21 protein-coding genes are annotated in these 19,407 nt (G+C 61.8%); 16 read left to right on the top strand and 5 right to left on the bottom strand.

The features are described 5' to 3' along the window. The first annotated feature begins 50 nt into the window (after positions 1–50). From AC07W0_RS11445 to AC07W0_RS11405, 9 genes are all read left to right on the top strand, one after another. Complete coding sequence (locus tag AC07W0_RS11445) at positions 51–1,052, top strand: response regulator (RefSeq protein ID WP_017844695.1); 1,002 nt, start codon at positions 51–53, stop codon at positions 1,050–1,052. Between the two features lie 241 nt (positions 1,053–1,293). Continuing rightward, positions 1,294–2,389 (top strand): peptide chain release factor 2 gene (gene prfB, locus AC07W0_RS11440; RefSeq protein WP_098100956.1). Its coding sequence is split into 2 segments (ribosomal slippage): positions 1,294–1,365 and positions 1,367–2,389, totalling 1,095 coding nucleotides; the frame shifts between segments, so codons are not numbered across the junction. 70 nt (positions 2,390–2,459) lie between these two features. Continuing rightward, positions 2,460–3,962, top strand: a complete 1,503-nt coding sequence (gene lysS, locus AC07W0_RS11435; RefSeq protein WP_017844697.1) for a lysine--tRNA ligase — start codon at positions 2,460–2,462, stop codon at positions 3,960–3,962. 106 nt (positions 3,963–4,068) lie between these two features. Further along, the gene (locus AC07W0_RS11430) at positions 4,069–4,785 is read left to right on the top strand and encodes a TetR/AcrR family transcriptional regulator (protein ID WP_017844698.1); all 717 of its coding nucleotides are present in this window, start codon (positions 4,069–4,071) and stop codon (positions 4,783–4,785) included. Positions 4,786–4,800: 15 nt separating this feature from the next. Then, positions 4,801–5,349, top strand: coding sequence for a hypothetical protein (locus AC07W0_RS11425; RefSeq protein WP_102617367.1), 549 nt, complete (start codon positions 4,801–4,803; stop codon positions 5,347–5,349). A 21-nt stretch (positions 5,350–5,370) separates the two neighbouring features. Continuing rightward, positions 5,371–6,648 (top strand): flavohemoglobin expression-modulating QEGLA motif protein, encoded by a 1,278-nt coding sequence (locus AC07W0_RS11420; protein ID WP_017844700.1) that lies wholly within the window; start codon positions 5,371–5,373, stop codon positions 6,646–6,648. A gap of 106 nt (positions 6,649–6,754) precedes the next feature. Beyond that, entirely contained in the window at positions 6,755–7,660 is a 906-nt protein-coding gene (locus AC07W0_RS11415) for an alpha/beta hydrolase (protein WP_046490139.1), read from the top strand. Further along, a complete protein-coding gene (locus tag AC07W0_RS11410; protein WP_017844702.1) occupies positions 7,657–7,983 on the top strand; it encodes a PA3694 family proteiin in 327 nt (108 codons plus the stop codon). The genes AC07W0_RS11415 and AC07W0_RS11410 overlap by 4 nt, the downstream gene beginning before the upstream one ends. 119 nt (positions 7,984–8,102) lie before the next feature. After that, positions 8,103–8,453 carry a hypothetical protein gene (locus AC07W0_RS11405; protein WP_046490141.1) on the top strand — a complete coding sequence of 117 codons (351 nt, stop codon included), beginning with the start codon at positions 8,103–8,105 and terminating at the stop codon, positions 8,451–8,453. Positions 8,454–8,499: 46 nt separating this feature from the next. Here AC07W0_RS11405 and lptF read toward each other — a convergent pair whose 3' ends face one another. The 3 genes from lptF to AC07W0_RS11390 form a co-directional block, all read right to left on the bottom strand. Continuing rightward, positions 8,500–9,285 (bottom strand): lipotoxin F family OmpA-related lipoprotein LptF, encoded by a 786-nt coding sequence (gene lptF / locus AC07W0_RS11400; RefSeq protein ID WP_017844704.1) that lies wholly within the window; start codon positions 9,283–9,285, stop codon positions 8,500–8,502. 56 nt (positions 9,286–9,341) lie between these two features. Further along, a complete protein-coding gene (locus AC07W0_RS11395) occupies positions 9,342–9,767 on the bottom strand; it encodes a DUF4398 domain-containing protein (protein ID WP_026139763.1) in 426 nt (141 codons plus the stop codon). A 284-nt stretch (positions 9,768–10,051) separates the two neighbouring features. Beyond that, positions 10,052–10,396 (bottom strand): hypothetical protein, encoded by a 345-nt coding sequence (locus tag AC07W0_RS11390; protein ID WP_017844706.1) that lies wholly within the window; start codon positions 10,394–10,396, stop codon positions 10,052–10,054. Between the two features lie 198 nt (positions 10,397–10,594). Here AC07W0_RS11390 and ppc point away from each other — a divergent pair, with 198 nt between their 5' ends. The 6 genes from ppc to AC07W0_RS11360 all read left to right on the top strand — a co-directional run bounded on the left by ppc (position 10,595) and on the right by AC07W0_RS11360 (position 17,119). Continuing rightward, positions 10,595–13,240, top strand: coding sequence for a phosphoenolpyruvate carboxylase (ppc, locus tag AC07W0_RS11385; protein WP_046490144.1), 2,646 nt, complete (start codon positions 10,595–10,597; stop codon positions 13,238–13,240). Between the two features lie 279 nt (positions 13,241–13,519). Next, positions 13,520–14,167, top strand: coding sequence for an adenylate kinase (gene adk, locus AC07W0_RS11380; protein WP_046384484.1), 648 nt, complete (start codon positions 13,520–13,522; stop codon positions 14,165–14,167). Positions 14,168–14,257: 90 nt separating this feature from the next. Beyond that, complete coding sequence (tsaB, locus tag AC07W0_RS11375) at positions 14,258–14,944, top strand: tRNA (adenosine(37)-N6)-threonylcarbamoyltransferase complex dimerization subunit type 1 TsaB (protein ID WP_046384483.1); 687 nt, start codon at positions 14,258–14,260, stop codon at positions 14,942–14,944. 160 nt (positions 14,945–15,104) lie between these two features. After that, positions 15,105–15,404, top strand: a complete 300-nt coding sequence (locus AC07W0_RS11370; protein ID WP_017844710.1) for a hypothetical protein — start codon at positions 15,105–15,107, stop codon at positions 15,402–15,404. Next, positions 15,404–16,264 (top strand): DUF72 domain-containing protein, encoded by an 861-nt coding sequence (locus AC07W0_RS11365; RefSeq protein ID WP_017844711.1) that lies wholly within the window; start codon positions 15,404–15,406, stop codon positions 16,262–16,264. The genes AC07W0_RS11370 and AC07W0_RS11365 overlap by 1 nt, the downstream gene beginning before the upstream one ends. A gap of 27 nt (positions 16,265–16,291) precedes the next feature. Next, a complete protein-coding gene (locus tag AC07W0_RS11360) occupies positions 16,292–17,119 on the top strand; it encodes an isocitrate lyase/PEP mutase family protein (RefSeq protein WP_017844712.1) in 828 nt (275 codons plus the stop codon). 40 nt (positions 17,120–17,159) lie between these two features. On the opposite strand, the gene AC07W0_RS11355 is transcribed toward AC07W0_RS11360, so the two are convergent. After that, positions 17,160–17,780: a hypothetical protein gene (locus AC07W0_RS11355; RefSeq protein ID WP_017844713.1), complete on the bottom strand. Its 621-nt coding sequence runs from the start codon at positions 17,778–17,780 to the stop codon at positions 17,160–17,162. A 96-nt stretch (positions 17,781–17,876) separates the two neighbouring features. Between AC07W0_RS11355 and AC07W0_RS11350 the strand changes: the two genes are divergently transcribed. Further along, positions 17,877–18,659, top strand: coding sequence for a class I SAM-dependent methyltransferase (locus AC07W0_RS11350; protein ID WP_102617368.1), 783 nt, complete (start codon positions 17,877–17,879; stop codon positions 18,657–18,659). 18 nt (positions 18,660–18,677) lie between these two features. Here AC07W0_RS11350 and AC07W0_RS11345 read toward each other — a convergent pair whose 3' ends face one another. Beyond that, positions 18,678–19,337: a TetR/AcrR family transcriptional regulator gene (locus AC07W0_RS11345; RefSeq protein ID WP_046490153.1), complete on the bottom strand. Its 660-nt coding sequence runs from the start codon at positions 19,335–19,337 to the stop codon at positions 18,678–18,680. Positions 19,338–19,407 lie beyond the last annotated feature (70 nt).

Genomic DNA, 19,407 nt, shown 5'->3' with positions numbered 1-19,407 from the left:
CAATATCCCCGGCGGTGCTGGTTTGCGGGCAGTAATTCAGGTGATTGCAGATGAATGATTTACAGATCGACGGCATCAAGACCGACGAAAATGCCGCCATGGTGTTGCTGGTCGACGACCAGGCCATGATCGGCGAAGCCGTGCGTCGTGGCCTGGCCCATGAAGAAAACATCGACTTCCACTTTTGCGCCGACCCGCACCAGGCCATCGCCCAGGCGATCCGCATCAAACCCACGGTGATTCTGCAGGACCTGGTGATGCCCGGCCTGGATGGTCTGACGCTGGTGCGCGAATACCGCAACCACCCGGCCACGCAGAACATCCCGATCATCGTGCTCTCCACCAAGGAAGACCCTCTGATCAAAAGCGCGGCGTTCTCGGCCGGCGCCAATGATTATCTGGTCAAGCTGCCGGACAACATCGAACTGGTGGCGCGTATCCGCTATCACTCGCGCTCCTACATGACCCTGTTGCAGCGTGACGCGGCCTATCGCGCGCTGCGCGTCAGCCAGCAGCAACTGTTGGACACCAACCTGGTACTGCAACGGCTGATGAACTCCGACGGCCTCACCGGGCTGTCCAACCGCCGGCATTTCGACGAATACCTGGAACTGGAATGGCGCCGCGCCATGCGGGACCAGACCCAATTGTCGCTGCTGATGATCGACGTGGACTTCTTCAAGACCTACAACGACAGCTTCGGCCACGTTGAAGGCGACGAAGCCCTGCGCAAGGTTGCCGCCAGCATCCGCGAAGCCAGCAGCCGGCCTTCGGACCTGCCGGCGCGCTACGGCGGCGAAGAGTTCGCCCTGGTGCTGCCGAACACTTCGCCGGGTGGCGCACGGCTGGTCGCCGAAAAACTGCGCATGGCCGTCGCCGCCCTGAAAATCCCGCACATCGCCCCGGCCGAGGGTGCGAGCCTGACCATCAGCATCGGCCTGTCGACCATGACGCCGGTGCAAGGCACCGATTGCCGCCAGTTGATCATGGCGGCGGACAAGGGGCTGTATACGGCCAAGAACAACGGGCGCAATCAAGTCGGTATCGAGTGATCCGAGGCCAGTGCAGGTCCACATGTGCGAGGGGCGGCGCGACGACTCGACTTGCCCCCCCGATGGCGGTGTGACAGTCACCGGGTGTAGGGCTGACACACCGCCATCGGGGGCAAGCCCCCTCTCACAGTGGATTTTCATGGTTCTTGGGCCTGCCTTTTCGCCAAGCGGGCTGCCGTTTGCGCCTGTTTGTCGTTATACTCGTCGGCTTTCAAAAGTTCGCCAACGAGTGCTGCCCGCCATGGAAATCAACCCGATCCTTAACACCATCAAGGACCTGTCCGAGCGCTCCGAAACTATTCGGGGGTATCTTTGACTACGATCAAAAGCATGAGCGTCTGACCGAAGTCAATCGCGAGCTTGAAGATCCGAGTGTCTGGAACAAACCCGAATACGCCCAGGAACTGGGCCGCGAGCGCGCAGCGCTGGCGCAGATCGTCGACACCCTCGACGAACTGAACACCGGTCTGGCCGATTGCCGCGACCTGCTGGACATGGCTGTCGAAGAAAACGACGAAGGCGCGGTAGGCGATGTCGTCGCCGAGCTGGCCCGTCTCGAGGAAAACCTCGCCAAGCTTGAATTCCGCCGCATGTTCAGCCACGAAATGGACCCGAACAACGCCTACCTGGACATCCAGGCCGGTTCCGGCGGCACCGAAGCCCAGGACTGGGCCAACATCCTGCTGCGCATGTACCTGCGCTGGGCCGACAAACGCGGTTTCGACGCGACCATCATGGAGCTGTCGGCCGGTGAAGTCGCCGGCATCAAAGGCGCCACCGTTCACATCAAGGGTGAATACGCCTTCGGCTGGCTGCGTACCGAGATCGGCGTGCATCGCCTGGTGCGCAAGAGCCCGTTCGACTCCGGCAATCGCCGCCACACCTCGTTCTGCGCGGTGTTCGTCTCGCCCGAGATCGACGACAAGGTGGAAATCGAGATCAACCCGGCCGACCTGCGGATCGACACCTATCGCTCCTCCGGTGCCGGTGGCCAACACGTAAACACCACCGACTCGGCGGTACGTATCACCCACGTGCCGACCAACACCGTGGTCAGTTGCCAGAACGAACGTTCCCAGCACGCGAACAAGGACACCGCCATGAAAATGCTGCGGGCCAAGTTGTACGAGCAGGAAATGCAGAAGCGCAACGCCGCTTCCCAGGCGTTGGAAGACACCAAGTCGGATATCGGCTGGGGTCACCAGATCCGTTCCTATGTTCTGGACGCGTCGCGGATCAAGGATCTGCGCACTAACATCGAACGCAGCGACTGCGACAAGGTGCTCGACGGCGACATCGACGAATACCTGGAAGCCAGCCTGAAATCGGGGCTGTAAACCGCCAGCCCGACCTCAAGTCCCCCGTCAGTGGCGGGGGCAACGAACCTGTGATGGAAAATTTAAAGACATGAGCGACCAACAACTCGACCCGCAAGCCCTGCAACAGGAAGAAAACTCCCTGATCGCCCTGCGCAAGGAAAAGCTTGCTGCCGAGCGCGCCAAGGGCAATGCCTTCCCCAACGACTTCCGCCGCGATGCCTACTGCGAAGACTTGCAGAAACAGTACGCGGACAAGACCAAGGAAGAGCTGGCAGAGGCTGCGATCCCGGTCAAGGTGGCAGGTCGCATCATGCTCAACCGTGGCTCGTTCATGGTGATCCAGGACATGTCCGGGCGCATCCAGGTCTACGTCAACCGCAAGACCCTGCCGGAAGAAACCCTGGCCGCCGTGAAAACCTGGGACCTGGGCGACATCATCGCCGCCGAAGGCACCCTGGCCCGTTCCGGCAAGGGCGACCTGTACGTTGAAATGACCAGCGTGCGCCTGCTGACCAAATCCCTGCGCCCGCTGCCGGACAAGCACCACGGCCTGTCCGACACCGAGCAGCGTTATCGCCAGCGCTACGTTGACCTGATCGTCAACGAAGACGTGCGCCACACCTTCCGCGTGCGTTCGCAAGTGATTGCCCACACCCGCGCCTTCCTGATGAAGCGTGACTTCCTGGAAGTGGAAACGCCGATGCTGCAGACCATCCCCGGGGGTGCCGCAGCCAAGCCGTTCGAAACCCACCACAACGCGCTGGACATGGGCATGTACCTGCGTATCGCGCCGGAGCTGTACCTCAAGCGCCTCGTGGTCGGCGGCTTCGAAAAAGTCTTCGAGATCAACCGCAACTTCCGCAACGAAGGCGTCTCGACCCGGCACAACCCTGAATTCACCATGTTGGAGTTCTACCAGGCCTACGCCGACTACGAAGACAACATGGACCTGACCGAAGAACTGTTCCGCGAACTCGCGCAGCTTGTTCTGGGGACTACCGACGTGCCGTATGGCGACAAGGTATTCCACTTCGGCGAGCCGTTCGTGCGGCTGTCGGTCTTCGACTCGATCCTCAAGTACAACCCCGAGTTGACTGCCGACGACCTGACCGACATCGACAAGGCCCGCGCCATCGCCAAGAAAGCCGGCGCCAAGGTGCTGGGCTTCGAAGGCCTGGGCAAGCTGCAGGTGATGATTTTCGAAGAGCTGGTGGAACACAAACTGGAACAGCCGCACTTCATTACCCAGTACCCGTTCGAAGTGTCGCCGCTGGCCCGTCGCAACGATGACAACCCGAACGTCACCGACCGTTTCGAACTGTTCATCGGCGGCCGCGAAATCGCCAATGCCTACTCCGAGCTCAACGACGCGGAAGACCAGGCCGAGCGCTTCATGGCCCAGGTGGCCGACAAGGACGCCGGCGACGACGAAGCTATGCACTACGACGCCGACTTCGTGCGCGCCCTGGAGTACGGCATGCCGCCGACTGCGGGCGAAGGCATCGGCATCGACCGCCTGGTGATGTTGCTGACCAACTCGCCGTCGATCCGCGACGTGATCTTGTTCCCGCATATGCGGCCACAAGCGTAACCGTAGCGAAATCCGAAGCCGCCTTTTATAAGGCGGCTTTTTTATGTGGCGTAAATAAGCGTCAAGCAAACAGCGCCAGGTTTTGATCTTTTCAAGGATGTGTGTCGTGAACCGCGTAATCGCTCAGGAAGGAGCCGCTGGCATTGCCGCTGCCGTGGCTGAAAGTGTCCAGTACCAGGGCCGCAAGGCCAGTCGTCGGGGCAGCGAGCAACGCAGGCAAGATATTCTCGATGCCGCCATGCGGATCGTGGTGCGTGATGGCGTGCGAGCCGTGCGTCACCGTGCCGTGGCGGCGGAAGCTGGGGTGCCCCTGTCGGCGACCACCTATTACTTCAAGGACATCGATGACCTGCTCACCGATACCTTCGCCCAATACGTCGAGCGCAGCGCCGCATTCATGGGCAAGCTGTGGGTGCGTAACGAAGGCTTGTTGCGCGAGATGGTCGCGTATGGCGATGGCAGCCCGGAGTCGCGTTCGCAACTGGCCGATGACATTGCGCGGTTGACCGCCGATTACGTGCAGCGCCAATTGAGCAATCGTCGCGAGTACTTGATGGCCGAGCAGGCCTTTCGCCAGGAAGCCTTGCTCAACCCGCGCCTGGCCGAGCTGGTGCGTTCTCACCAGCAGATCCTGTTGCAGGGCACCGGGCAGTTTTTCCAGGTATTGGGCTCGCGCGAGCCGCAACAGGATGCCAAAGTGTTGACGGCGATTATCGGTCGGATGGAATATCAGGGCCTGCTGGACGGCGCGGAACCGCTGAGCGCTGACGACATGCTTGAGATCCTCAAGCGTTACATGCATTTGGTGTTGGCCTCGGTCTGACACCGGGAGTGTCCAATGAAAGCCTGGCGTGTCGCGGTCGTCGCCTTGTCGTTCCTCTTCCTCAGCGGTTGCCTGGTGACCTTCAAGGAACCGCTGCCGGCCAGCGAGGCGGCGCCCGCTGCGCTGGTGGGCCAATGGACGAGCAAGAATGCCTGGGGCGAGCCGCTCAACCTGCAGATCAGTCGCGCCGACAAACACCGCTACAAAGCCGTGAGCTACCCTCAGGCCAAGCCCGGCCAGCGTGATGAGTACGTGTTCAGCGTCTCGCGCCATGGCAATCGCTGGTATCTGTCGGCGCCGTTGCCGGGCAAACTCGGTGGGCATTACGTCCTGGCGGGGTTCGAACTCGACGAAACGCACGAATTGGTGGTCTATAACCTCGACTTCGAGCAAATTCACCAGGCCATCGGGCAGCGGTCGTTGCACGGCAGCACCGTGGACACCGTGGAAGGCCCCGGCGTACTGGTCGACAGCCCGATGGACCAGGTGTTTGCCTACCTGGATGACCCGGCCAATGCCGATGTGTTCGTTGAAGCTGCGCGCTACCGGCGTGCGGATAAATAACGTTTAAAGAGGAAGTACCGGGTGGACGATTACCAGCAGACGATACGCAGTTTGTCCGATCGCATTGTGCTGGCGCAAACACCGATCCGCGTCCTCGACGCAGTGAAATGGGACGACAACATTCGCCAAGGCTTCCTCAAGGCCAAGGGCAAGGCAATGCCCGCGGTAGACCGCGATTACTACCTGAACCGGCCGCTGTCGTTCGATTCGAGCGCGGTGAAGCTGGAGTTCCAGAACATCGAGCGCGACATCACCCGCCGCCTCGGCCAGTTCAGCCCCGTAGGGCAGATCATGCGCCGCATGTGCCGGGAGTACCGCATGGTGGTGCGTATGCTCGAAGCGCGCGGCACCGAGGATTTCGGCCTGATTTCCCAGGAACTCTACGGCGCCGCCTCCGATGCCTTCCATGCCGGCGACCCGACCCTGGCCGACCTCGGCCTGATGCTCTCCGACTACCTGAACAATATCGACGTGCGTGGCGACCTGAAGGACGAGGCCAAGACCCTCACCGCCAAGGACGCGGTCAGCCTGCTGCAAACCCGTCTGAACAAGGTGTTTGGCGAGGCCGAGGAAACCATCCGCGTGTTCGAGTCCGACGGCATCGTCGCCGACGCAGCGGCGGGGGCCGACTACATCAAGATCCGCGCCGATGCGATGTTCAACGAGCGCGACGTGCGCGCCCTCGAAGTGCATGAAGGCCTGGTGCATGTGGGCACCACCCTCAACGGCCTGAACCAGCCGATCTGCACCTTCCTGTCCAAGGGCCCGCCATCGTCGACCGTGACCCAGGAAGGCCTGGCGATCCTGATGGAAATCATCACCTTCGCCTCCTACCCGAGTCGCTTGCGCAAGCTGACCAACCGCACCCGTGCCATCCACATGGTGGAAGAGGGCGCCGATTTCCTGCAGGTGTTCGAGTTTTTCCGCGAGCAAGGTTTTGAAATGGCCGAGAGCTACGGCAACGCCAGCCGGGTGTTTCGCGGTTCGGTGCCGAATGGTCTGCCGTTTACCAAGGATTTGTCCTACCTCAAGGGCTTTATCATGGTCTACAACTACATCCAGCTGGCCGTGCGCAAAGGCAAGCTGGAACAAGTGCCGTTGCTGTTCTGCGGCAAGACCACCCTGGAAGACATGCGTACCCTGCGCCAACTGATCGACGAAGGCCTGGTGGTGCCGCCCAAATACCTGCCGGAGCAGTTCCGCGACATGAACGCCCTGGCGGCGTGGATGTGTTTCTCCAACTTCCTCAACCATTTGAGCCTGGATCGGATCGAGGCGGATTACTCCAACATCCTGTAAAGGCTGAACTGACCCAACCGGTTCAACAAGGTGGGACGGGGCGTGCTCCCACCTTGTTGGACCTGCACACGCCTGAACATTTCGACTATCAGCGAGGCTTCAACGGATGAGAATCCTCGGCATTCTTTGCCTGTTACTCACACTGAACGGCTGCAGCTCCCTGCTGTTCTACCCGGAGCCCGGCTTGCCGTTCACGCCGCAAAAGGCGCACCTGGCGTATCGCGACGTCACGCTCACCACCGCCGATGGCGTCAAGCTGCATGCCTGGTGGCTGCCGGCCAAACCGGGAGTGCCGCTCAAGGGCACGGTGCTGCACCTGCACGGCAACGGCGGCAACCTGGCCTGGCACCTGGGCGGCAGTTGGTGGTTGCCGGAGCAGGGCTATCAAGTGCTGTTGCTGGACTATCGCGGCTATGGGCTGTCGCAAGGCAAGCCGTCGCTGCCGGCGATCTATCAGGACGTCGACGCGGCTTTCAGCTGGATCGACAAGGCGCCCGAAACCCAGGGCCAGCCGTTGATCGTCCTCGGCCAAAGCCTGGGCGGCGCGCTGGCCGTGCATTACCTGGCGGCCCACCCCGAGCGGCAGGCCCACCTCAAGGCCCTGGTGCTGGACGGCGTGCCCGCCAGTTATCGTGATGTAGGACAATTCGCCCTGAGCACCTCCTGGTTAACATGGCCGTTTCAGGTGCCCTTGTCTTGGCTGGTGCCCGACGCCGACAGTGCGATCAATGGCATGCCCCAGTTGAGCGGAGTCCCGAAACTGCTGTTCCACAGCCTCGATGACCCGATCGTGCCGCTGTCCAATGGCATCCGCTTGTATCAGGCCGCGCCTGCACCCAGGGTGTTGCAACTGACCCGCGGCGGCCATGTGCAGACCTTTGCCGACAAGACCTGGCAAACTGTGATGCTGCGTTATCTGGACGACCCGCAACACTTCAACGGCCTGCGTCGCCTGGGCGAGATTCCGAATTACCCTATTCCTAAAGTTGACTCATCAGAGAGCCCGCAATGAGCGAAGAACGCAACATGATCCCGCTGATCCTCACCGGTATCGGCACCATCATCGGCACCGTCGGCTGCCTGTGGTTTTATGGCTACCTGCATTTCGCCAAACCGGAAGACGCGTTGCTGCTCAGCGACTTCACCATGCTCAAGACCGTGCCCGGCGAGGACTACAAGATCTCCCTGACCCCGGCGGCGCAAGTGGCGCAATGCGTCGATGGCGTGCTGGTGATGTTCGATACCGAGCAAAAAGGCCTCAGCGGTGTGCTGGTGAACAACAAAAAGCAGGCCGTGCGTTGCGTCGGTCAGGAAACCCCACAGTTGCAGCAATAAACCGCTGCGCGCAGTACCGCCCGGCCTGAAATTTCTGGAACCGTTTTGCGTAAGACGCCACTGATTGGCTTGTCAGCGTTGCTGATAACAATCCTTACGAAAAAATCCGGGAGAGCGGTATGGCTATCAGTGCACTCGATAGAGCAATGGGCATGGTCAATGGGCAGAACAGCCTTGATCAGGGGGGCTTGCAAGAGGTTGGGCAGCAGCCGGGTAAGATGGGGGCCGAGCTGATCAAGAAGCTTCTGGAGAAACTGGAAGGCAGCAACGGTGCTCAGGGCGGTGGCGGTGCTCAAGGCGGTGGCGGTGCTCAGGGCAGTGGCGGTGCTCAGGGCGGTGGCGATTCCTCGGGCTCTGGCGGTTCCGGCGATCAACTGGATATGGAGAAACTGAAGAAGATGATGGCCGGGCGCCAAGGCATGGAAGCGATGATGCCGGACAGCGACAACGGTCGTAAGATCGGCGGCTGACAGGCAAAAAAACCCACCGTTCAGGTGGGTTTTTTTCCAGCATCGATCAGTAAGCGACGGACGAACGTGGCTTGACCGGCTGGTTGTCGTTGGAGATGGTCACTTCAACGCGGCGGTTCATGGCGCGCCCGGAAACGCTGCCGTTATCGGCCACCGGGTATTCCTTGCCATAGCCCTGGGTCACGATGCGCGAAATGTCCACGCCTTGCTGGGCCAGTGCGCGCTGCACGGAGGCCGCACGGCGCTCGGACAGGCTCTGGTTGTACGAATCGGAACCGGTGCTGTCGGTGTAGCCTTCGACGATCACTTTACGGTCCGGGTTATCGCGCAGGAACTGCGCCAGCTTGGTGATGTTGACCAGGCCGTTGGACTTCAGGTCGGACTTGTTGGTGGCAAACAGCACGTCACCAAAGGTCACCAGGGTGCCACGCTCGGTCTGCTTGGCGTTCAGGCTGTCTTGCAGTTGCTTGATCTGCGCATCGCGGGCATCGAGCAGGGCGCGGGCGCGCTCGTCACCGGCGTTTTTCAGTTTGGCTTCGGATTCGCGCAGCGCGATGGTGTCTTTGGCCACTTCAACGCGCTGGTTGGTCAGGTAGGCCAATTGGTCGACTTTCTTCTGGTCTTCCTTGTCGCGGTAAGCCTTGTCAGCCTTGTCCAGCCATTCGCTGGCGTCCTTGGTTTCCAGGGCCGCCACTTTGGTGGCTTGCGGGTTGGACTGCAGGGCCGAGAAGTTGGTCCGTGCATTTTCCAGGTTCGCGTTCGGCGGAGTGGAGCATGCTGCCAGAGCAACGCTCATCGCCAGCAGGGCAGGGATCATCAATTGTTTGCGCATAGTCGTGTCGTCCTTTCAATTCGATATCAGGTGCGATGCAGCCAAGGGGCGGCGGCTTATTTCTGTTGGATAGCAGCCGGGCGCATGCCTTCCTTGCGCAGTTCATCAACCGCTTTCTGCGAGTCCTTCACCGCCTGCTCGGCCTTGGCGGCCTGGGCTTTACGCTCAGCGACGCGGGCGTCCCATTCGGCTTGCTCGGCCAGGCGACGGGCTTCGTCATAGTTTTTGTCGTGCATGGCAATTTCGGCTTGCTTGAGCTTGTCCTGGGCCGACTTCATTTCCACGGCGGCGAACTCGGTGCCGCCGGCGCTGACTGCGCTGTTGACCGCAGACTGAGTCACCGCGTATTGCTCGGTCGGTGGGTTGCCCGCGCAGCCCGCCAGGACGAAGCTAGTGCCGATGGCCAACGCGGCCAGTTTGAGCCCGCGCAGGTGGTTAAACGTGGATTTGGCAGTGCTGGTCTTCATCGTCTTCAACTCCATTGGATAACGCCTCAAAAACATCAAAATCCATCGCACTGGTCAGCGGCTGCGGGCCCGGCGGTAAAGCACGAAACGCCTATTCAAACGGCCGTTCCAAGTGATGGCTTACTGGTTGTGACCTGCGGCTTTTTTCAAAAGTTCAGAGAAGATGGCTATTGGCCTGAAAAAATACCTGACTGATCGGTCAGCGCTTTTTGGCTTGAACTTTTGCCGCGCGCAGAGGTATGCCGGGCCCTTGTGAGGCCCGGAAATACGCGGGATGGAGGGTGTTTAAGAACGGCTGATCAGTGCTTCGGTTCGTCGGCGCCGGCCGACATGTCGTGCAGATAGCGGCGCGACAATGTCAGGAACCGCGGGGTGGGGCCAACGTCTTCATACAACGGATCACCCTCTTCGTCGGTGGCAATCACATGCTGGCCCTTGATGTACGGAAAGCTGGTTTCCAGCTCTTCGAGGGCGGCGCCGATCAGCTCGCCGAGCAATTCTTCGGGGTGGCGCTTGGGGTACATCTCCGCGATGGCCGCCAGGCGGGCGGCGGATTCCACGTCCAGATGGATCGCGTACTCCGTCTTGGTCAGGCGACCCTTGGCGTTTTCTTCCCAATGTTGGGCCAGTTCTCGAATTTTCATGGCAACCTCAATAAAACCCTGGGTAACGGGCGGTGATGAGTGACCAGCCGCCAGCGTGGATAAACACGGCGACTCACTCATGAGACTAGCTGTAAGCCACAAGGTTTAAAGTGGTTTGTGCTTGGCCTTGTCAGAAAGTGACGCGGGCGGCACTCTGGAAGGCCTGCGCGTCCCGGATTTCTGGCTGGAGATTGGCTGATGAGTGATATCGATGCACGCTTGCGTGAGGATGTTCACCTGCTGGGTGAACTGTTGGGCAACACCATTCGAGAGCAGTACGGCGATGATTTTCTCGACAAGATCGAGCAGATCCGCAAAGGCGCCAAGGCTGACCGGCGTGGCGCGGTGGCCGATCAGGCGGCGGGCGAGGAACTCAGCGCCAGTCTGAACCAACTGCAGGAAAACGAACTGTTGCCGGTCGCCCGGGCCTTCAACCAGTTCCTCAACCTGGCCAACATCGCCGAGCAGTATCAGTTGATTCATCGGCGCGATGAGTCGCAACCGGCGCCTTTCGAATCGCGGGTGTTGCCGGAGTTGTTGGCGCGCCTGCAACGCGAAGGCCACAGCAATGAATCCCTGGCCCGTCAATTGGGGCGCCTGGAGATCGAACTGGTCCTCACCGCGCACCCCACCGAAGTGGCCCGTCGCACCCTGATCCAGAAATACGACGCGATTGCTGCGCAACTGGCGCTGAAGGATCACCGTGACCTCACCACCGCCGAGCGCGAACAGATCCGCGAGCGCCTGCAACGGCTGATCGCCGAGGCCTGGCACACCGAGGAAATCCGCCGTACCCGGCCCACGCCCGTGGATGAAGCCAAATGGGGCTTCGCGGTGATCGAACACTCGTTATGGCAGGCAATCCCGAATTACCTGCGCAAGGCCGACCATGCGTTGCAGGCCGCCACCGGCCTGCGCCTGCCTTTGGAAGCGGCGCCGATTCGCTTCGCCTCGTGGATGGGCGGCGACCGTGACGGCAACCCGAATGTCACCGCGCCGGTCACCCGCGAAGTCTTGCTGCTGGCGCGCTGGATGGCGGCCGATCTGTACTTGCGCGATATCGATCAGTTGGCCTCGGAGCTGTCGATGCAGCAGGCCAGCCCGGCGTTGCAGGCCAAGGTCGGCGACAGCGTCGAGCCGTATCGCGTGCTGCTCAAGCAACTGCGTGATCGCCTGCGGGCGACCCGCCAATGGGCCCAAGCCGCATTGAGCGCGGCCATCCCGGCACCGGCGGATGTGCTGCAACACAACCGCGACCTGCTGGACCCGCTGGAGCTGTGCTACCAGTCGCTGCATGAGTGCGGCATGGGCGTGATCGCCGATGGTCCGTTGCTCGATTGCCTGCGCCGCGCCGTCACCTTTGGCCTGTTCCTGGTGCGCCTGGATGTGCGCCAGGACGCCAGCCGCCACACCGCGGCGATGACCGAAATCACCGATTACCTCGGTCTGGGGCGTTACGAAGACTGGAACGAAGAGATGCGTATCGGCTTCCTGATGAAGGAACTGGTCAATCGTCGACCGCTGCTACCGGGCTATTTCAAGCCGTCGGCGGATACCGCCGAGGTGTTGAACACCTGCCGCGAAATCGCCGCCGCCCCGGCCGCGTCCCTGGGCTCGTATGTCATTTCCATGGCCGGCGCCGCGTCGGATGTGCTGGCGGTGCAACTGTTGCTCAAAGAGTCGGGCGTGCAACGGCCGATGCGCGTGGCGCCGCTGTTCGAAACCCTGGCCGACCTGGACAACGCCGGCCCGGTGATCGAAAAACTGTTGCTGCTGCCGGGTTACCGCGCACGGCTGCAAGGCCCGCAGGAAGTGATGATCGGCTACTCGGACTCGGCCAAGGACGCCGGCACCACCGCCGCCGCCTGGGCGCAGTATCGGGCGCAGGAACGTCTGGTGGATATCTGTCGCGAGCAACAGGTGGAACTGCTGTTGTTCCATGGTCGCGGCGGCACCGTCGGACGAGGCGGCGGCCCGGCCCACGCGGCGATTCTGTCGCAACCGCCGGGCTCGGTGGCGGGGCGGTTCCGCACCACTGAACAAGGCGAAATGATCCGCTTCAAATTCGGCCTGCCGGACATCGCCGAGCAGAACCTCAATCTGTACCTGGCGGCGGTGTTGGAAGCGACGTTGTTGCCGCCGCCACCACCGCAGCCGGACTGGCGCCATTTGATGGATGAATTGGCAGCGGACGGCGTCAGCGCCTACCGCGCGGTGGTGCGGGAAAATCCGCAATTCGTCGAGTATTTCCGCCAGTCCACCCCGGAGCAGGAGCTGGGGCGCCTGCCCTTGGGCAGTCGCCCGGCCAAACGCCGTGCCGGTGGTATTGAAAGCCTGCGGGCGATCCCGTGGATCTTCGGCTGGACCCAGACCCGCCTGATGCTGCCCGCCTGGCTCGGCTGGGAAGCGGCGTTGAGCAAGGCGCTGGAGCGCGGGGAAGGCGAGTTGCTGGGGCAGATGCGCGAGCAATGGCCGTTCTTCCGTACCCGCATCGATATGCTGGAAATGGTGCTGGCCAAGGCCGATGCCGATATCGCGCGGCTCTATGACGAGCGCCTGGTGCAGCCCGAGCTGTTGCCGTTGGGCGCGCATTTACGCGACCTATTGTCGCAGGCCTGCCAGGTGGTGCTTGGCCTGACTGGCCAGTCTCAACTGCTGGCCCATAGCCCGGACACCCTGGAGTTCATCCGCCTGCGCAACACCTACCTCGACCCCTTGCACCTGTTGCAGGCCGAATTGCTGGCGCGCTCGCGTCGCCAGGAAGCGGCACAAGACAGCCCTCTGGAACAGGCGTTGCTGGTGTCCGTGGCCGGTATCGCCGCCGGCTTGCGCAATACAGGCTGAGGTTTTTTGCGTGTGCTCAACGGCTTGCAGATAACCCACGACGGCCGCCCTTAACAGGGCGGTCGGCGTTTAGGGGGGCGGGTTGCACTCAGGCACACCTCTCCTATGACGCATGCGTGGTGCGGGTTTTTCCTACTTTTGGCGGCTTGTGTGGTTAAGGCCTGCTGTGTATCTTGATCAGCCTTTGGCCGTTTGGGCGGCCTGGACCCACATTTTTACGAGATTGGCCCCCGCGGCGAATCCGAGCGTCATCTCTATAAAAAATTGAGGAGCACATCGATGCGCGTCATTCTGCTGGGAGCTCCCGGGGCCGGTAAAGGTACTCAGGCAAAGTTCATCACTGAAAAATTTGGCATTCCACAAATCTCCACCGGTGACATGCTGCGCGCTGCGGTAAAAGCAGGCACCGAGCTGGGCATTAAAGCCAAAAGCATCATGGATGCTGGCGGTCTGGTTTCCGATGACCTGATCATCGCGCTGGTCAAGGACCGTATCGCGCAACCCGATTGCGCCAATGGTTTCCTGTTCGACGGCTTCCCACGCACCATTCCCCAGGCAGAAGCCCTGGTGACGGCGGGTGTCGAGTTGGACGCCGTGGTCGAAATCGCGGTTGAAGACGAAGAGATCGTGCAGCGTATCGCCGGTCGCCGCGTTCACGAGGCCTCGGGTCGCGTGTACCACACCATCTACAACCCGCCGAAAGTAGAAGGCAAGGACGATGTCACCGGTGAAGACCTGGTGCAGCGTAAAGACGACACCGAAGAAACCGTGCGTCATCGCCTGTCGGTCTACCATTCCCAGACCAAGCCGCTGGTGGATTTCTACCAGAAGCTGTCGGCTGCCCAAGGCAAGCCGAAGTACAGCCACATCCCTGGCGTCGGCTCGGTGGAAGCGATCACCGGCAAGGTGCTGCAAGCACTGAGCTGATCGAACGATCGGCTTTACGCACAACGGCCCGCTTGCGGGCCGTTGTTGTTTATACTGGCGCACTTTTTTTCGACTTGGACACCGACACCGATGAGCACCCTGCTGGCCCTGGACACTGCGACTGAAGCTTGCTCGGTTGCCTTGCTGCACGATGGCAAGGTCACCAGCCACTACGAGGTGATCCCGCGCCTGCACGCGCAGAAGCTGTTGCCGATGATCAAGCAACTGCTGGAGGACGCCGGCACGAGCCTGTCGGCCGTGGACGCCATCGCCTTCGGCCGTGGCCCAGGCGCCTTTACCGGTGTGCGTATCGCCATCGGCGTGGTCCAGGGCCTGGCCTTTGCGTTGGAGCGCCCGGTGTTGCCGGTGTCCAACCTCGCCGTGCTGGCCCAGCGTGCGTTGCGTGAACACGGCGCACGGCAAGTGGCGGCGGCGATCGATGCGCGGATGGATGAAGTCTATTGGGGCTGCTACCGCGAAACCGACGGCGAGATGCGCCTGGCCGGCGTTGAGGCCGTGCTGCCCCCCGAAGCGGCGGAGTTGCCGAGCGATGCCAGCGGTGATTGGTTTGGTGCCGGTACGGGCTGGGGTTATGGCGAGCGCATCGGTGTGCCGCTGGTTGGCCAGGACGCCACACTGTTGCCGCATGCCGAAGACCTGCTGACCCTGGCGCGCTTTGCGTTCGAGCGCGGCGAAGCGATTGCTGCGGACCAGGCGGCGCCGGTGTATCTGCGCGATAAAGTGGCGCAGACCAAGGCCGAACGCGGGATAATTTGACGTCAAAAGTACGGGTGTTTTTGGCCAAAGCGCGCCAATCGTCAGAATTTGCCCCGGCGTTTAAACCTTTTTCCATTTATGTGTTCTAGTTATCACCAGAGCATTTGCGCGCTACGGATTGCGCCACTAAAATGCCATTACTGATACCGAGTTCGCATCGATGCGTATAGACGGCTTTTCCTCACAGTCCTACCCCCTCAAGCGTAAGCCGCGCAAGGCAAACGTCACGGTAGACGAGTCCGTCGAGGATTCGCCGGACTTCATCGAGGTCCAGTCCGAAGCGTCCAGCCCCCAAGGCGCTGCAAACGCGCGTACCAGTGGTCTTCCTGCCCGCCAGCAAGACATGGTCTTCCCGCGCTCCATGAGCAAAAGCGTCGCCACCGCCCTGGCCAGCTACCTGACCACCGCCGGCTTTGTCGAATGGGATATGGAAGTGCTGGGTCTCGACATCCACATCTGATGCGCCTGCCTTATTTCATCGGTTGCCCGTCCTGGAGTGAAAACGCCTGGCGCGAGTACCTGTACCCTGTCGATGCCCGTTCCAGCGATTACCTCGCCCTCTACTCGCAAGTCTTCAACGCGGTGGAAGGCAACACCACGTTTTATGCGCGCCCGTCAGCCGCCACAGTGCAGCGCTGGGCCGAGATCATGCCCGCGGATTTTCGCTTCACTGCCAAGTTCCCCGGTGACATCAGTCACGGTGGCGACCTGCGTGAGCAACTGCCGGCGGCACACAGTTTCGTCGGCTTGATGAGCCCGTTGGGTGAGCGCGTTTCGCCGCTGTGGCTGCAATTGTCGGCCAGCTTTTCGCCGCAGCGCCTCGCTGAACTGGCCGGGTTTATCGACGGGCTGGAACGCCCCCTGGCCGTGGAAGTGCGCCACCCGCAATTCTTCGCCAAGGGCGATGCCGAGCGCATGCTCAACCGCCTGCTGCGCGACCGTGGCGTCGAACGGATCTGCCTCGACCCTCGCGCCCTGTTCAGTTGCACATCCACCTCGGCCGCGGTGCTGCATGCCCAGGCGAAAAAGCCCAAGGTACCGCCGCGTCCGGCGGCGTTGACCCTGTTTCCCCAGGTGCGCTTCATCGGCCACCCCGAGCTTGAGGCCAACGACCCCTTCCTGATCCCGTGGGTGGAAAAGATCGCCGGTTGGATCGAAGAGGGACGCACCCCCTACGTGTTCCTGCACACCTCGGATAACCGCCTCGCCGCGCAACTGGCGCTGCGTTTTCACGCCAAGCTGATGGCCCGTTTGCCCGGCTTGCCCGCGTTGCCGACCTTGCACCGCGAACCCGCAGCGCAGCAACTGGGGTTACTCTAAGGCTCCTTTTCCCGCCAGGAGTCAGTCATGGATGCCCAAACCCTTCGCGCCGAAACCTTCAAGGCCCTGCATGCACGCGATCGTGCGTTTGTGATGCCCAACCCGTGGGACGCAGGCTCGGCGATCATGCTCGCCAGCCTCGGCTTCGAAGCCCTGGCCACCACCAGCGCGGGCTACGCGTTCAGCCTGGGGCGCCCGGATGCCGAAGGGGCGCTGTCCCTGGAAGACACCCTGGTCAACGCCACGATGATCGCCAAGGCCACCGCGTTGCCGGTGGCCGCCGACCTGGAAAACGGCTTCAGCGACACCCCCGACGGTTGCGCCCGGACCATTTTGCGCGCGGCGGCCAGCGGTATCGTCGGTGGCTCCATCGAAGATGCCACGGGTATCGCCGTCGACCCGATCTATTCCTTTGACCTTTCCGTCGAGCGTGTGGAAGCTGCGGTCGTTGCTGCGCGCAGCCTGCCATTCCCGTTCATGCTGACGGCCCGTGCAGAAAACCTCCTGCATGGTCGCCTGGATTTGCCTGACACTATTCGCCGCCTGCAGGCCTACGCCGAAGCCGGTGCGGACGTGCTCTATGCGCCGGGGCTGCGCAGTGCCGAGGAGGTGCTGGCGGTGGTCAAGGCCGTGGCCCCAAAACCGGTGAATGTGTTGATGTCCGGCGGCCTGAAACTCAGTGTGGCGCAGTTGAGCGCGATGGGCGTCAAGCGCATCAGCGTGGGCTCGGCCATGGCGCTGGCGGCGTATGGCGAGTTTTACCGCGCGGCGCAGGAGGTGTACCAGTCCGGCACGTTTACTTTCACCGAGCGCTCGATGCCCTACAGCCAGGCCAGCCAATTCTTCAAGGATTAAGCGGCGTGTGTTCGCACTGCATGGGGCGCGGCGTTGAGGCTTATGCCGCCAGGCGCAGGTTGTTGACGATCAGCGGACGCGCCCAGTGGTAGTCGAAGTCCAGGGCCTTTTGTTGGGCGACCAGCTCTTCTTGCGGGAACGGCGTGGCGGCCGGTGGCAGCAGGTCCAGTTCGAACTCGGCGATCGGCAAATGTAATGGGCGCGGTTCCGGCGCAGCGCCGGGTTCCGGTAACGGTTGGCCGGCGCTCAGCACGATCGGGCGCACCCAAGTGCTTTCGAAATTCTGCTGGCGCTGCTGGGCGACGATCTCTTCTTGCGGGAATGGCGTGGCGGCCGGTGGCAACAACTCGGTTTCGAACTCGGCAATCGGCAGGAACAGCGGTTCAGGCGGGGCGATCTCGGTGTCTTTCACGTCGCACTCACGCTGGGTGAGGATCTGCGACAGCAGGTCAGCGCCAGCGCTGGGTTCCACCGCCGGGTCCAGCGGCGCTGGCGCCTTGGCCGCGAGCGCGTCCGGCGTTTCGCCGAGCTGCTCGGCCAACGCGCGGGCGAAGAAGTCCTGCCACACATGACTGACGCCGGCCAGCGCTTGAGTATTGCGCAGGCCGTAGTGGTTGTGGGTCGGCAGTACACCGATGGTTAGCGGAAGAATGTCTGACATTTTTCTCGGTCGACGCTCAGCTCTGGCAAAATACCTGATCCTTGTTTCTATCGGCCGTTGTTGGCCGATCCTTAATATTTTTGAGCGTAGCGATTCATGAGCGAACAACCAGCGGCCAGCCGCATCCAGGTCGAGGCCTTGGCCGACGGCTTCCAGGCCCGCGCCGAACAGTGGGCTGCGTTGCTGAGCTTGCCGCTACAGCTGGCGGATGCGGAGTTTTCCCTGCAAGTCGGGGAGCAGGGCCTGCAGTTGCAACAGCTCGGGCCTGACGCGCCAGGGCCGGTGCGCGTGGATTTCGTCGAAGGCGGCGCGGCGCATCGGCGGTTGTACGGCGGCGGCAGCGGGCAGATGATCGCCAAGGCCGTGGGCATCGCCCAGGGCGTGCGCCCACGGGTGCTGGACGCCACGGCCGGGTTGGGCAAGGACGCATTCGTGCTGGCCAGCCTGGGCTGCGAGATGAGCCTGATCGAACGTCAGCCGCTGATCGGCGCATTGCTCGAGGATGGCCTGGCACGCGCGGCGGAGGATTTTGAGGTGGCGCCGATCGTGGCGCGGATGACGCTGCTCAAGGGCAACTCCATCGAGGTGATGCTCAATTGGCAAGGCGAGCCGCCCCAGGTGATCTACCTCGATCCGATGTTCCCGCACCGTGAGAAAACCGCCCTGGTGAAGAAGGAAATGCGCCTGTTCCGCCCCTTGGTCGGCGACGATCCAGACGCACCGGCCCTGCTGGCGGCGGCGCTGGCCCTGGCCAGTCACCGCGTGGTGGTCAAGCGCCCGCGCAAGGCGCCGTGCATCGAGGGGCCCAAGCCGAGCCATGCGCTGGATGGTAAATCCAGCCGCTACGACATCTATCCGAAAAAGGCACTCAAGTCCTGAGCCTCGCGCTGCAAGCGATCACCCGTTGCCGCTTGCAGCGGGTTCTCGGCGATAGGCCCGCATAAACAATCCCACCACATCCTGCACGTGGGCTTCGGCCGCTTCCTCGCTCAATTGCCCGCCGCAGCCATACAACAAGCAGAAGTTCGCCGTGCCCTTGAGCAGGCAGAAGAAGTGTTCGGCTGCGGTAAGGGGCTTGTCGATACTCAGCGCGCCGCTCTGGTCGATGTGCCCGAGCAGACGCTCCATGCCTTGCAACATCCGCATCGGCCCGGCTTCGAAGAAGATCTGCGAGAGTTTCACGTCCTGATTGCCCGTGGTCATCATCAGGCGGTGCAGGTTCACCGATTCCTTGCTGTTGACCAGGCGATGGAAGCGGCGCCCGATATTCAGTAGCACCGTCTCCACAGGCACACCCTCGGGCAGCTCAAAGTACATCACCGGCAACTGTTCTTCGCACTTGGCCATCACGGCGGCGGTGAACAAGGTCTCTTTGTCGGTGAAGTGGCTGTAGACGGTCAGTTTTGATACGCCGGCCTCAAGGGCCACGGCATCCATGCTGGTATTTGCGTAACCGTTGCTCAAAAACAGGATTTTCGCTGCTTCGAGGATTGCCTGGCGTTTTGCCATGTCCTTGGGACGCCCGGGGCTACTGGTATTGACAAGATTGTCGGACATTTCCACCTTTAATACTGGACTGGTGAGTTTGGTATTAATAACATACTGCCCAGTATAATTATTCCTAGCA

It is taken from the genome of Pseudomonas sp. GW704-F2 (assembly GCF_059423025.1).
The sequence above is the reverse complement of the archived record's forward strand: the minus strand, read 5'-3'. Positions and strand labels throughout refer to the sequence as shown.

Bases quoted from the DNA above. Each gene is read 5' to 3' on its own strand.
- AC07W0_RS11355 (WP_017844713.1), bottom strand. From the start codon at position 17,780: ATGTCAGACATTCTTCCGCTAACCATCGGTGTACTGCCGACCCACAAC.
- AC07W0_RS11445 (WP_017844695.1), top strand. From the start codon at position 51: ATGAATGATTTACAGATCGACGGCATCAAGACCGACGAAAATGCCGCC.
- AC07W0_RS11425 (WP_102617367.1), top strand. From the start codon at position 4,801: ATGAAAGCCTGGCGTGTCGCGGTCGTCGCCTTGTCGTTCCTCTTCCTC.
- AC07W0_RS11410 (WP_017844702.1), top strand. From the start codon at position 7,657: ATGAGCGAAGAACGCAACATGATCCCGCTGATCCTCACCGGTATCGGC.
- AC07W0_RS11370 (WP_017844710.1), top strand. From the start codon at position 15,105: ATGCGTATAGACGGCTTTTCCTCACAGTCCTACCCCCTCAAGCGTAAG.
- AC07W0_RS11345 (WP_046490153.1), bottom strand. From the start codon at position 19,337: ATGTCCGACAATCTTGTCAATACCAGTAGCCCCGGGCGTCCCAAGGAC.
- AC07W0_RS11415 (WP_046490139.1), top strand. From the start codon at position 6,755: ATGAGAATCCTCGGCATTCTTTGCCTGTTACTCACACTGAACGGCTGC.
- AC07W0_RS11360 (WP_017844712.1), top strand. From the start codon at position 16,292: ATGGATGCCCAAACCCTTCGCGCCGAAACCTTCAAGGCCCTGCATGCA.
- tsaB (WP_046384483.1), top strand. From the start codon at position 14,258: ATGAGCACCCTGCTGGCCCTGGACACTGCGACTGAAGCTTGCTCGGTT.
- AC07W0_RS11395 (WP_026139763.1), bottom strand. From the start codon at position 9,767: ATGGAGTTGAAGACGATGAAGACCAGCACTGCCAAATCCACGTTTAAC.
- adk (WP_046384484.1), top strand. From the start codon at position 13,520: ATGCGCGTCATTCTGCTGGGAGCTCCCGGGGCCGGTAAAGGTACTCAG.
- lysS (WP_017844697.1), top strand. From the start codon at position 2,460: ATGAGCGACCAACAACTCGACCCGCAAGCCCTGCAACAGGAAGAAAAC.
- AC07W0_RS11390 (WP_017844706.1), bottom strand. From the start codon at position 10,396: ATGAAAATTCGAGAACTGGCCCAACATTGGGAAGAAAACGCCAAGGGT.
- lptF (WP_017844704.1), bottom strand. From the start codon at position 9,285: ATGCGCAAACAATTGATGATCCCTGCCCTGCTGGCGATGAGCGTTGCT.
- AC07W0_RS11365 (WP_017844711.1), top strand. From the start codon at position 15,404: ATGCGCCTGCCTTATTTCATCGGTTGCCCGTCCTGGAGTGAAAACGCC.
- ppc (WP_046490144.1), top strand. From the start codon at position 10,595: ATGAGTGATATCGATGCACGCTTGCGTGAGGATGTTCACCTGCTGGGT.
- AC07W0_RS11350 (WP_102617368.1), top strand. From the start codon at position 17,877: ATGAGCGAACAACCAGCGGCCAGCCGCATCCAGGTCGAGGCCTTGGCC.
- AC07W0_RS11405 (WP_046490141.1), top strand. From the start codon at position 8,103: ATGGCTATCAGTGCACTCGATAGAGCAATGGGCATGGTCAATGGGCAG.